The organism is Enterobacter sp. ECC-219 (assembly GCF_043966805.1).
Lineage (GTDB): Bacteria > Pseudomonadota > Gammaproteobacteria > Enterobacterales > Enterobacteriaceae > Enterobacter > Enterobacter cloacae_N.
On record NZ_CP143680.1, the window covers coordinates 655,707 to 667,170 of the forward strand.

Consider the following 11,464-nt stretch of genomic DNA (forward strand, 5'->3'; position numbering starts at 1 on the left):
TCATTTATCCCGGGGAACTCATGGCTATCAAACTTATTGCAATCGACATGGACGGCACGCTGCTGCTGCCAGACCACACCATCTCTCCAGCCGTTAAAAACGCGATCGCCGCCGCCCGCGCGAAGGGCGTGAATGTGGTTCTGACCACGGGCCGTCCGTATGCGGGCGTACACAGCTACCTGAAAGAGCTGCACATGAATCAGCCGGGTGATTACTGCATCACTTATAACGGCGCGCTGGTGCAGAAAGCCGCAGATGGCAGTACCGTGGCGCAAACCGCGCTGAGCTACGATGACTACCTGTTCCTGGAAAAACTGTCCCGCGAAGTGGGGTCCCACTTCCACGCGCTCGATCGCAATACGCTTTATACCGCTAACCGCGATATCAGCTACTACACGGTACATGAATCCTACGTTGCGACCATTCCGCTCGTGTTCTGCGAAGCAGAGAAGATGGACCCGGCGACCCAGTTCTTGAAAGTAATGATGATCGACGAGCCTGAAATTCTGGATAAAGCCATCGCGCGCATTCCGGCGGAGGTAAAAGAGAAGTACACCGTGCTGAAAAGTGCGCCGTACTTCCTCGAAATCCTCGATAAACGCGTCAATAAAGGCACCGGCGTGAAATCGCTTGCCGATGCGCTGGGTATCAAGCCGGAAGAGATCATGGCGCTGGGCGACCAGGAGAACGACATCGCGATGATTGAATTCGCGGGTGTGGGCGTGGCGATGGATAACGCCATTCCGTCGGTGAAAGAAGTGGCTAATTTCGTCACCAAATCCAACCTGGAAGACGGCGTTGCCTACGCGATCGAGAAGTTTGTGCTGCAGTAACGCTTATTTTCAATCATCAGCCTCGGTTATCAACCGGGGCTTTTTTTTGCGCTGAACTTATCTAATTGTTCTTTTTGTGATCTTGATTGTAGTACAACATTAATTGATTGTACTACATTGTCACCACAGCAAAGACGAACTATCTCACGTTTGTACTGCAAAAGTGAGGTGAAATTCAGCGGTCGCGGTAAAGTAGTGATGGACATACAGAGCACAAGGACTCTCCATGACTCTTAATAAAACCGATCGCATCGTTATCACGCTGGGCACCCAGATTGTGGGAGGTAAATACGTTCCCGGTTCGCCGCTCCCCGCAGAGGCTGAACTGTGCGAGGAGTTTGAAACCTCGCGCAACATCATCCGGGAAGTGTTCCGCTCGCTGATGGCGAAGCGGCTGATTGAAATGAAGCGCTATCGTGGCGCGTTTGTTGCCCCGCGCAACCAGTGGAACTACCTCGATACCGACGTGCTGCAGTGGGTGCTGGAAAACGACTACGATCCGCGGCTTATCGGCGCGATGAGTGAAGTTCGAAACCTGGTGGAGCCGGCAATTGCGCGCTGGGCGGCGGAACGCGCGACCTCCGGTGATTTGGCCCAGATTGAATCGGCTTTAAACGACATGATCGCCAATAACCAGAACCGGGAGGCGTTCAACGAGGCGGACATTCGCTATCACGAAGCGGTGCTACAGTCGGTGCATAACCCGGTATTACAGCAGCTTAGCGTGGCGATCAGCTCGCTACAGCGAGCGGTATTTGAACGTACCTGGATGGGTGATGAGGCCAACATGCCAAAAACGCTCCAGGAACATAAAGCGCTGTTCGATGCGATACGGCATCAGGACGGCGATGCGGCAGAGCAGGCGGCGCTTACCATGATTGCCAGCTCGACACGAAGGCTGAAGGAAATCACATGACATCTCGCTACATCGCAATTGACTGGGGATCGACCAATCTGCGCGCCTGGCTATACCAGGGCGAGCAGTGCCTGGAGAGCAGGCAATCAGAAGCAGGCGTGACGCGCCTGAACGGTAAATCCCCCGAGGCGGTGTTAGCAGAGGTCACACAAAACTGGCGCGACAGCGCCACGCCGGTGGTCATGGCGGGTATGGTCGGCAGTAACGTAGGCTGGAAAATTGCACCTTATCTGCCGGTTCCCGCCCATTTTTCCGCTATTGGCGAGCAGTTAACGTCCGTTGGCGACAATATCTGGATTATTCCCGGTTTGTGCGTCTCTCGCGACGATAACCGCAACGTGATGCGCGGCGAAGAGACGCAACTGCTTGGCGCGCGCGCTCTCTCTCCTTCTTCTGTCTACGTCATGCCCGGCACGCACTGTAAGTGGGTCCAGGCTGACACTGAGCAAATCCACGATTTTCGCACCGTAATGACCGGCGAGCTGCACCATTTGCTGCTCAACCATTCGCTGGTCGGGGCCGGTTTACCTGAGCAGGAATCCTCGTCAGAGGCGTTTGCCGCCGGGCTTGAACGTGTGATCGCCTCCCCTGACGTTTTGCCGCAGCTTTTTGAGGTTCGCGCCTCGCACGTGCTGGGACTTCTCCCGCGCGAGCAGGTCAGCGAGTTTCTCTCCGGCCTGCTGATTGGCGCAGAGGTCGCCAGCATGCGTGAGTTCATCGCGCACGAGCAGACCATTACGATTGTCGCAGGCGCATCGCTAACGTCGCGCTACGAACAGGCATTTCGCGCCGTTGGGCGTGATGTTTCGACGGTATCCGGCGACACGGCATTTCAGGCAGGAATAAGGAGCATCGCTCATGCAGTGGCAAACTGATCTTCCCCTTATCGCGATTTTGCGCGGCATCACGCCCGATGAGGCGTTAGACCACGTCGGCGCGGTTATCGACGCCGGGTTCGACGCGGTAGAAATCCCGCTCAACTCGCCCGAGTGGGAAAAAAGCATTCCGGCCGTGGTGGAGGCCTTCGGCGATAAGGCGCTGATTGGCGCAGGTACCGTGTTACAGCCTGAGCAGGTCGATCGGCTGGCAAAGATGGGCTGTAGGCTTATCGTCACACCCAATATTCAGCCTGAGGTGATCCGCCGCGCGGTGGGTTACGGCATGACAGTCTGCCCGGGCTGCGCCACCGCCACAGAAGCCTTTACTGCCCTTGATGCGGGCGCGCAGTCGCTCAAAATTTTCCCGTCATCGGCTTTTGGACCGGACTACATCAAGGCGTTGAAAGCGGTATTGCCCGCCAGCGTGCCGGTCTTTGCCGTGGGCGGCGTAACGCCAGAAAACCTGGGCCAGTGGATGAGCGCTGGCTGTGTGGGCGCAGGGCTGGGCAGCGATCTTTATCGTGCCGGACAGTCCGTGGAACGTACCGCACAGCAGGCGGCAGCATTTGTGAAAGCGTATCGAGAGGCAGTGAAATGAAAATAACCAAACTCACCACGTACCGTTTACCCCCGCGCTGGATGTTCCTGAAAATCGAAACCGATGAAGGGGTTGTAGGCTGGGGCGAACCGGTGATTGAAGGGCGCGCGCGCACCGTTGAAGCGGCAGTACACGAGCTGGGCGAATACCTGATTGGTCAGGACCCGGCGCGCATTAACGACCTGTGGCAGGTGATGTACCGTGCGGGCTTCTACCGCGGTGGTCCGATCCTGATGAGCGCCATCGCCGGTATCGACCAGGCGCTGTGGGATATCAAAGGTAAAGTGCTTAACGCGCCGGTCTGGCAGCTTATGGGCGGCCTGGTGCGCGACAAAATCAAAGCCTACAGCTGGGTTGGTGGCGACCGTCCGGCGGAGGTGATCGACGGCATCATGCAGCTGCGCAACATCGGCTTTGACACCTTCAAGCTCAACGGCTGCGAAGAGATGGGCGTTATCGACAATTCGCGTGCGGTAGACCGGGCGGTCAATACCGTGGCGCAAATTCGTGAAGCCTTCGGCAACGAGATTGAGTTTGGCCTGGATTTCCACGGCCGCGTCAGCGCGCCGATGGCCAAAGTGCTGATTAAAGAGCTGGAGCCGTATCGCCCGCTGTTTATCGAAGAGCCGGTGCTGGCCGAGCAGGCGGAGTACTATCCGAAGCTGGCTGAACAGACCCACATTCCTATCGCGGCGGGTGAACGTATGTTCTCGCGCTTCGAGTTTAAACGCGTGCTTGAAGCGGGCGGGATTGCGATCCTGCAGCCTGATCTCTCTCATGCGGGCGGCATCACCGAATGCTACAAAATTGCCGGGATGGCAGAAGCTTACGACGTGGCGCTGGCACCGCACTGCCCGCTCGGCCCAATCGCGCTGGCGGCCTGCCTGCACGTCGACTTCGTCTCCCGCAATGCGGTGTTCCAGGAACAGAGCATGGGGATTCACTATAACAAGGGCGCGGAACTGCTCGATTTTGTGAAAAATAAAGAAGACTTCTGCATGGAAGGCGGTTTCTTTAAACCGCTTACGAAGCCGGGCCTTGGCGTGGAAATTGACGAAGCTAAAGTCATTGAGCTGAGTAAGAATGCGCCGGACTGGCGAAACCCGCTGTGGCGTCATGAGGACGGCAGCGTAGCCGAATGGTAAATGCGCGTCATACTTCGTGCTGGTGATGCGTTGGCTGCATTTTCTTACCCCGGTCACATACTTTTGTATGCTCCCGGGGATGCGAAAACTTGCCGCCTTCCCCCAGCACGAATTATTTAGCGCATTCTGTTTACGTTTTTAATTAAAAAAACCAAATACACCCTCTGTAAATTACAGGGCATGGTGAGCGGCTTCGCTATGCCCAAAATCTGGAGACAGATTGCGATGGATATTCCAGTTACCGCTACAAAAACCGGGCGTCGCCGCTACCTGACGCTGATTATGATCTTTATTACCGTGGTCATTTGCTATGTCGACCGCGCCAACCTTGCCGTGGCATCGGCCCATATTCAGGAAGAGTTTGGCATCACCAAAGCGGAAATGGGCTACGTCTTCTCGGCGTTTGCCTGGCTGTATACCTTATGCCAGATCCCCGGCGGCTGGTTTCTTGACCGCGTGGGTTCACGTCTGACCTACTTTATCGCCATATTAGGCTGGTCCGTGGCGACCCTGTTCCAGGGCTTCGCCACCGGGCTGATGTCGCTGATTGGCCTGCGTGCCATCACCGGGGTTTTCGAAGCGCCCGCGTTTCCGACCAACAACCGTATGGTGACCAGCTGGTTCCCGGAACACGAGCGTGCGTCCGCCGTTGGTTTTTACACTTCCGGGCAGTTTGTCGGTCTGGCGTTCCTGACGCCGCTGCTGATCTGGATCCAGGAGCTGCTGAGTTGGCACTGGGTGTTCATCGTCACCGGCGGGATTGGCATTATCTGGTCGCTTATCTGGTTCAAGGTCTACCAGCCGCCGCGTCTGACCAAAAGTATCACCAGGGCCGAGCTGGATTACATCCGCGACGGTGGCGGTCTGGTGGATGGTGATGCGCCGGTGAAAAAAGAGGCGCGCCAGCCGCTGACCAAAGCGGACTGGAAGCTGGTCTTCCACCGTAAGCTGGTTGGCGTTTATCTGGGCCAGTTCGCGGTTACTTCTACGCTGTGGTTCTTCCTCACCTGGTTCCCGAACTACCTGACCCAGGAAAAGGGGATCGCGGCGCTGAAGGCGGGCTTTATGACCACCGTGCCGTTCCTCGCCGCATTTTTCGGCGTGCTGCTCTCCGGCTGGCTGGCCGATAAGCTGGTGAAAAAAGGGTACTCGCTGGGCGTGGCGCGTAAAACGCCGATTATCTGCGGCTTGCTGATCTCAACCTGCATCATGGGTGCCAACTACACCAACGATCCAGTGTGGATTATGGCCCTGATGGCGGTGGCGTTCTTTGGTAACGGTTTCGCCTCTATCACCTGGTCGCTGGTGTCGTCCCTTGCGCCGATGCGGCTGATTGGCCTGACCGGCGGCGTGTTCAACTTTGTCGGCGGACTGGGCGGGATCACCGTACCGCTGGTCATCGGCTACCTGGCGCAGGACTACGGCTTCGGTCCGGCGCTGGTCTACATCTCTGCCGTAGCGCTGATCGGGGCTCTCTCCTACATCCTGCTGGTGGGCGATGTGAAACGAGTAGGCTAATCCCTGCGGATGTTTTACCCTGATGCACTCACCGTGCATCAGGGTATCCTCATGAAACAAATCACCTTCGCCTCCCGCAACCACCAGCTCACCAACATCAATACCTGGACGCCGGACAGCCGGTGGCTGGTCTACGACGTACGTCCGTCAGGCGCGTCCTTCACCGGCGAAACCATTGAGCGGGTCAATGTCGCTACGGGTGAGGTGGAGGTGGTCTATCGCGCCACTGACGGCGCGCATGTTGGCGTGGTGACCGTTCATCCGGCAGAGGATAAATACGTCTTTATCCACGGCCCGAAAAATCCGGATGCAGGCTGGCGCTACGATTTTCATCATCGTCAGGGGGTGATCGCGCATAACGGTCAGGTCAGCAATCTGGACGCGCTGGATATCACTGCCCCTTACACCGCAGGCGCGCTGCGCGGCGGCAGCCACGTGCACGTCTTCAGCCCGAACGGGCAGTTCGTCAGCTTCACCTATAACGACCATGTTTTACATGAGCGCGATCCAAAGCTCGATTTACGCAATGTCGGCGTGGCGGCGCCTTTCGGCCCGGTGAACCCGCAGGGGAACCATCCGCGTGAATATTCTGGCACGTTCTGGAGCGTGCTGGTCAGCCGCACGACGCCCGACCCGCAGCCGGGCAGCGATGAAATCAATCGCGCCTATGAAGAGGGCTGGGTGGGCAACAACAGTCTGGCGTTTATCGGCGATACCCTGTCCGCGCAGGGCGAAAAAGTGCCTGAACTGTTTATTGTTAACCTGCCAGAAGACGAGCAGGGCTGGAAACAAGCGGGCGATGCGCCGCTGCAGGGAACGCCAGACACCCTGCCAGCGCCGCCTGCCGGGGTGATGCAGCGTCGTTTGACCTTTACGCATAAGAGGGCGTATCCAGGCCTGGTGAACGTGCCGCGTCACTGGGTTCGCAGTAATCCGCAGGGGACGCAGATCGCGTTTCTGATGCGGGATGATAACGGCATTGTGCAGCTGTGGCTGATCTCTCCTGAGGGCGGCGAGCCGCGCCAGTTAACCCATACGGAGAGCGGGATTCAGTCTGCGTTTAACTGGCACCCTTCCGGGAACATGCTGGGATTTGTGCTTGAAAACCGGATCGCCTGCTGCGACGCGCAGAGCGGAGAGGTAACGTTTTTGACGTCCGATCACGGCAACCCGCCGTCTGCTGATGCCGTCGTGTTTTCCCCTGACGGGCGCTTTATTGCATGGATGGAAGAGACGGGCGGTTTCCGCCAGCTGTGGCTAACGGAAACCGCTTAGGACTAGCGCGGGGGCATTGCAGCGGGCGGGATGACGGAATTGGTCGCCAGATTTTCCTGCTCGCTTTTCTCAACGCGTGAGCGCACGGAATTGTCCGTGCGGAACATGTCCCACGGCAGCAGCAGCGTATCGGCGACTGCCGTGAAAGGCATATCCAGGATAACCAGGGATTTGGTGCCCCAGTTGGTATCGTCATCGGAGATCATCGCCGCGCTGGCGCGCGTCCCCGGATATGTTCCTTCTTTACCGCCGGTGTGAGACATCACGCTCGAACACCCGCAAAGCAAAACTACCCCGCTGAACGCCGTCAGCTTTATCAGAACATTTTTCATCATCACTCAGTCATCGTTAATGGCACTGCATAGACCTGCAACTCAGGGTTATAGCGAGCCTTATCCGAAATGAATAGCCCGATAACCCCGCACTGTGGCAGCCATCGCAATTTAACCCTTTGTGCTGTTGTCCCAGAGTCTATGCGACAACCAGCAAAGTGCAAAAAAATCTCACAACAATACGCTTGAAAAGCCCGATTCCAGACCCATTTTAAGAATGTGGCCCGATAACGAGCACGCCTGATGGGTGTTCGGGGGCGCAAAGGCCTGTCCATGGTGGAAGGCTACAATTTCTCGCTGATTTCAGGAGTTTTATTTATGCGTAACTTCGATCTTTCTCCGCTATACCGTTCTGCAATTGGTTTTGATCGCCTGTTTAACCATTTAGAAAATAACCAAAGCCAGAGCAACGGCTACCCTCCATACAATGTTGAGCTGGTTGACGAAAACCACTATCGCATCGCCATTGCCGTCGCCGGTTTTGCAGAACACGAACTGGAGATCACCGCGCAGGACAACCTGCTGGTGGTGAAAGGTTCCCATACGGCCGAGCAGAAAGAACGTACCTACCTTTATCAGGGCATCGCCGAGCGCAACTTTGAACGCAAGTTCCAGTTAGCCGAGAACATTCACGTTAAAGGCGCGAACCTGGTCAACGGCCTGCTGTTTATCGAACTGGAACGTGTGATTCCGGAAGAGAAAAAACCGCGCCGTATCGAAATTAACTAATTACGCGGGTCGCGTGAGCGGCCCACCCGGACTTGCTTGCCGTAACGGGAGCATATGCGAATCCATCAGGATTTGCAGGAACAACTGCGCACAAAATTAAACTGTGCCGAACTCGCTTCTCAGAAGGAGATTTAGTATGCGTAACTATGATTTATCCCCCCTGCTGCGTCAGTGGATTGGTTTTGACAAGCTGGCTAACGCCCTGCAAAGCACCACCGAGCAACAGACGTTTCCGCCGTACAACATCGAAAAAAGCGACGATAACCACTATCGCATTACCCTTGCGCTGGCCGGTTTCCGCCAGGACGATCTGGACATCCAGCTTGAAGGCACTCGCCTGACCGTGAAGGGGTCGCCGGAAAAACAAGAGGCTGAGACCCGGTGGCTGCATCAGGGGCTGGTTAATCAGCCGTTTAGCCTGAGCTTTACCCTGGCAGACCATATGGAAGTGTCCGGTGCGACGTTTACTAACGGGCTGTTGAATATCGACCTGATCCGTAACGTACCGGAGGCCATCGCGCCGCAGCGTATCGCCATTAGCGAGCGCCCGGCGTTGAATAGCTAATAGTGTGCGGGCTGATGCCCTCACCTCGGCCCTCTCCCACAGGGAGAGGGTGAAAAGATAAAGCCCTGCCCCGGCAGGGCTTTTTTGTGCGCCATCGCCCATACAACCGCCCCCGGCTCTGAGAGAATCCTTAGCATAACTAAGGTTATGCCAAGGAAGTGGATCATGAGTGATATCGCGTTAACCGTAAGCGTGTTGGCCCTGGTCGCTGTTGTTGGCCTGTGGATAGGGAATATCAAAATTCGCGGCGTCGGGTTTGGGATAGGCGGGGTGCTGTTTGGCGGCATTTTTGTCGGACACTTCGCCGACAAGCTCGGGCTGGTTCTCAGCGCCGAAATGCTCCACTTTACTCAGGAGTTCGGCCTGATCCTCTTCGTCTACACCATCGGGATTCAGGTAGGGCCGGGCTTTTTCGCTTCCCTGCGCGTCTCCGGGCTACGGCTAAACCTGTTTGCCCTCGGCATTGTGGTAATGGGTGGGCTGGTCACCGCGATCCTGCACAAAATCTTTGCTATCCCGCTGCCCGTGGTGCTGGGCATTTTCTCCGGGGCGGTCACCAACACGCCGGCGCTCGGTGCCGGGCAGCAAATCCTGCGCGATTTGGGCATTGAGTCCGGCATTGTCGACCAAATGGGGATGAGCTACGCCATGGCCTATCCGTTTGGTATTTGCGGCATTCTGCTTTCCATGTGGCTGGTACGCGTCCTGTTTCGCATTAACGTCGAAACAGAGGCAAAAGATCACGAAACCACGCTTACCAACGGCCATATGCCGATCAAAACCATCAACATTCGCGTCGATAACCCCAATCTGAACAATATGGCGATTCAGGACGTACCGATCCTGAACAGTGCCAATATCATCTGCTCCCGCCTTAAGCGTGACGATATGCTGATGGTGCCTGCGCCTGGCACCGTCATTCAGCAAGGCGATCTGCTGCACCTGGTCGGCCAGCCGGGGGATTTAAATAACGCGCGGCTGGTGATTGGTCAGGAAGTGGATACCTCGCTCTCAACCCGCGGTACCGATATGCGCGTGGAGCGCGTAGTGGTGACTAACGAGCACGTTCTGGGCAAAAAAATTCGCGATCTGCAGGTAAAAGAGCGCTATGACGTGGTGATCTCTCGACTTAACCGTGCAGGTGTCGAACTGGTCGCCAGCCCGGAGGCCAGCCTGCAGTTCGGTGATATCCTCAACCTGGTCGGGCGCCCGTCGTCCATCGACGCCGTGGCGGATATGGTGGGTAACGCCCAGCAGAAACTGCAGCAGGTGCAGATGCTGCCGGTGTTTATCGGTATCGGGCTCGGCGTGCTGCTCGGTTCTATTCCTGTGTATGTGCCGGGCTTCCCGGTGGCGCTCAAGCTGGGCCTGGCGGGCGGGCCGCTGATTATGGCGCTGATCCTCGGGCGTATCGGCTGTATCGGGAAGCTCTACTGGTTTATGCCGCCGAGCGCCAACCTGGCGCTGCGCGAGCTGGGTATCGTGCTGTTCCTGGCGGTGGTCGGGCTAAAATCCGGAGGGGATTTTGTCGATACCCTGGTCAAGGGCGAAGGGATGAGCTGGGTCGGCTACGGCATCTTCATCACGGCGATTCCGCTGCTGACGGTGGCAATCCTGGCGCGGATGTTCGCCAAAATGAACTATCTGACCCTGTGCGGCATGCTGGCAGGCTCCATGACCGATCCGCCCGCGCTGGCCTTTGCCAACAACCTGCACGCCACCAGCGGCGCGGCCGCGCTCTCCTATGCCACCGTCTACCCGCTGGTGATGTTTCTGCGCATCATCACCCCGCAGCTACTGGCGGTGCTGTTCTGGGGGATGGGCTAGCAGATCGTCCGGGTGGATGCGCCGCAGATGGTAGTCCACCTGGTAATCGCTGGTATTTCGGAACATCACGGAATAATTGAGGAACTCGCCGCTGTCGCTGTAGGAAAGAGAGGTAATGCGCAGCAGCGGCGTCTGTTCCGGCAGGTTCATATAACCGGCCAGCGTTTTATCTGCCAGCACCGGCGTCAGGCTTTCGTAGTTGCCGCTGATGGTGATCCCGCACTCCTTCTCGATGTAATCGAACTTAGACCCCTCAAGATGCGCCAGCGACAGGTTGCGGAACAGCTTCACCGGCATAAAGCTGTCCTCCAGCATCAGCGGCTTCCCGTCCACGTAGCGTACCCGCCGGGAGAAGTAGATCCGCTCATCCACCTGAATCCGAAGCTGGCTGGCGATGGCGGGCGGGGCGGGCATCACTTCGAACTGCAGCACCTTGCTCTGCACCTCTTTTCCCTGCTGACGCAGCACCTCCACCAGCCCGGTCAGGTTGGTGGTTTCGTGATGTACGTCTTTGCGTGAGACAAACGTTCCGCTGCCGTGCCGCCGCTCAACCAGCCCCCAGCTCACAAGCAGGTCTAACGCTTTTCGAATGGTCATTCGCGCCACGCCGAACTCCTGCGCCAGCGCTTTTTCTCCGGGCAGCGGGCTGCCGATATTGTAGTCCGACGAGTTCAGCCGCAGCCGCAACCTGTCGGCAATAGATTTGTAGATCACCACCAGACCTCTCTGCCCTTATCAGGGCGTGGATTGTGTCCCGACATGTCCATATTTACCGCAAAAAGTAGACCTGATTGGTCAAAATAAAACCATGAATGCGATCACGAATCGCAGCGGCACGCCATGTTCAC

General features: G+C 57.0%; 12 protein-coding genes and 1 other annotated feature. Of the genes, 10 read left to right on the plus strand and 2 right to left on the minus strand.

What is annotated here, in order from left to right; translation table 11 throughout:
- Window positions 1-20 precede the first annotated feature (20 nt).
- From yidA to V1603_RS03110, 7 genes are all read left to right on the plus strand, one after another.
- Complete coding sequence (gene yidA / locus V1603_RS03080) at window positions 21-833, plus strand: sugar-phosphatase (RefSeq protein WP_116343651.1); 813 nt, start codon at window positions 21-23, stop codon at window positions 831-833.
- A gap of 226 nt (window positions 834-1,059) precedes the next feature.
- Window positions 1,060-1,749, plus strand: coding sequence for a D-galactonate utilization transcriptional regulator DgoR (dgoR, locus tag V1603_RS03085; protein WP_003861109.1), 690 nt, complete (start codon window positions 1,060-1,062; stop codon window positions 1,747-1,749).
- Window positions 1,746-2,624, plus strand: a complete 879-nt coding sequence (locus V1603_RS03090; protein ID WP_395313474.1) for a 2-dehydro-3-deoxygalactonokinase — start codon at window positions 1,746-1,748, stop codon at window positions 2,622-2,624. Before dgoR ends, V1603_RS03090 begins: the two co-directional genes overlap by 4 nt.
- Window positions 2,608-3,225 (plus strand): 2-dehydro-3-deoxy-6-phosphogalactonate aldolase, encoded by a 618-nt coding sequence (locus V1603_RS03095; RefSeq protein WP_395313475.1) that lies wholly within the window; start codon window positions 2,608-2,610, stop codon window positions 3,223-3,225. The genes V1603_RS03090 and V1603_RS03095 overlap by 17 nt, the downstream gene beginning before the upstream one ends.
- The gene (dgoD, locus tag V1603_RS03100) at window positions 3,222-4,370 is read left to right on the plus strand and encodes a galactonate dehydratase (protein WP_395313476.1); all 1,149 of its coding nucleotides are present in this window, start codon (window positions 3,222-3,224) and stop codon (window positions 4,368-4,370) included. The genes V1603_RS03095 and dgoD overlap by 4 nt, the downstream gene beginning before the upstream one ends.
- A gap of 180 nt (window positions 4,371-4,550) precedes the next feature.
- Complete coding sequence (locus V1603_RS03105; protein WP_116343647.1) at window positions 4,551-5,888, plus strand: MFS transporter; 1,338 nt, start codon at window positions 4,551-4,553, stop codon at window positions 5,886-5,888.
- Between the two features lie 51 nt (window positions 5,889-5,939).
- The gene (locus V1603_RS03110; RefSeq protein ID WP_395313477.1) at window positions 5,940-7,163 is read left to right on the plus strand and encodes a DUF3748 domain-containing protein; all 1,224 of its coding nucleotides are present in this window, start codon (window positions 5,940-5,942) and stop codon (window positions 7,161-7,163) included.
- A 2-nt stretch (window positions 7,164-7,165) separates the two neighbouring features.
- Here the strand turns inward: V1603_RS03110 and V1603_RS03115 are convergent, their stop codons facing one another.
- Window positions 7,166-7,498 carry a YceK/YidQ family lipoprotein gene (locus V1603_RS03115; RefSeq protein WP_116343645.1) on the minus strand — a complete coding sequence of 111 codons (333 nt, stop codon included), beginning with the start codon at window positions 7,496-7,498 and terminating at the stop codon, window positions 7,166-7,168.
- A gap of 250 nt (window positions 7,499-7,748) precedes the next feature.
- Window positions 7,749-7,820 (plus strand) — a sequence feature (ROSE (Repression Of Heat Shock gene Expression) occurs in the 5'-region of heat shock genes and acts as an RNA thermometer to modulate expression.).
- Between V1603_RS03115 and ibpA the strand changes: the two genes are divergently transcribed.
- The 3 genes from ibpA (at window position 7,814) to V1603_RS03130 (ending at window position 10,616) form a co-directional block, all read left to right on the plus strand.
- Window positions 7,814-8,224, plus strand: coding sequence for a small heat shock chaperone IbpA (gene ibpA / locus V1603_RS03120; RefSeq protein WP_116343680.1), 411 nt, complete (start codon window positions 7,814-7,816; stop codon window positions 8,222-8,224). (Overlaps the previous feature by 7 nt.)
- 136 nt (window positions 8,225-8,360) lie before the next feature.
- Window positions 8,361-8,789 (plus strand): small heat shock chaperone IbpB, encoded by a 429-nt coding sequence (ibpB, locus tag V1603_RS03125; RefSeq protein WP_166709591.1) that lies wholly within the window; start codon window positions 8,361-8,363, stop codon window positions 8,787-8,789.
- 165 nt (window positions 8,790-8,954) lie between these two features.
- Window positions 8,955-10,616 carry a putative transporter gene (locus V1603_RS03130; RefSeq protein ID WP_395313478.1) on the plus strand — a complete coding sequence of 554 codons (1,662 nt, stop codon included), beginning with the start codon at window positions 8,955-8,957 and terminating at the stop codon, window positions 10,614-10,616.
- On the opposite strand, the gene V1603_RS03135 is transcribed toward V1603_RS03130, so the two are convergent.
- Window positions 10,584-11,330: a GntR family transcriptional regulator gene (locus V1603_RS03135; RefSeq protein ID WP_024907387.1), complete on the minus strand. Its 747-nt coding sequence runs from the start codon at window positions 11,328-11,330 to the stop codon at window positions 10,584-10,586. The two genes, V1603_RS03130 and V1603_RS03135, sit on opposite strands and share 33 nt — an antisense overlap.
- Window positions 11,331-11,464: the final 134 nt, after the last annotated feature.

Bases quoted from the DNA above. Each gene is read 5' to 3' on its own strand.
- yidA (WP_116343651.1), top strand. From the start codon at position 21: ATGGCTATCAAACTTATTGCAATCGACATGGACGGCACGCTGCTGCTG.
- dgoR (WP_003861109.1), top strand. From the start codon at position 1,060: ATGACTCTTAATAAAACCGATCGCATCGTTATCACGCTGGGCACCCAG.
- V1603_RS03090 (WP_395313474.1), top strand. From the start codon at position 1,746: ATGACATCTCGCTACATCGCAATTGACTGGGGATCGACCAATCTGCGC.
- V1603_RS03095 (WP_395313475.1), top strand. From the start codon at position 2,608: ATGCAGTGGCAAACTGATCTTCCCCTTATCGCGATTTTGCGCGGCATC.
- dgoD (WP_395313476.1), top strand. From the start codon at position 3,222: ATGAAAATAACCAAACTCACCACGTACCGTTTACCCCCGCGCTGGATG.
- V1603_RS03105 (WP_116343647.1), top strand. From the start codon at position 4,551: ATGGTGAGCGGCTTCGCTATGCCCAAAATCTGGAGACAGATTGCGATG.
- V1603_RS03110 (WP_395313477.1), top strand. From the start codon at position 5,940: ATGAAACAAATCACCTTCGCCTCCCGCAACCACCAGCTCACCAACATC.
- V1603_RS03115 (WP_116343645.1), bottom strand. From the start codon at position 7,498: ATGATGAAAAATGTTCTGATAAAGCTGACGGCGTTCAGCGGGGTAGTT.
- ibpA (WP_116343680.1), top strand. From the start codon at position 7,814: ATGCGTAACTTCGATCTTTCTCCGCTATACCGTTCTGCAATTGGTTTT.
- ibpB (WP_166709591.1), top strand. From the start codon at position 8,361: ATGCGTAACTATGATTTATCCCCCCTGCTGCGTCAGTGGATTGGTTTT.
- V1603_RS03130 (WP_395313478.1), top strand. From the start codon at position 8,955: ATGAGTGATATCGCGTTAACCGTAAGCGTGTTGGCCCTGGTCGCTGTT.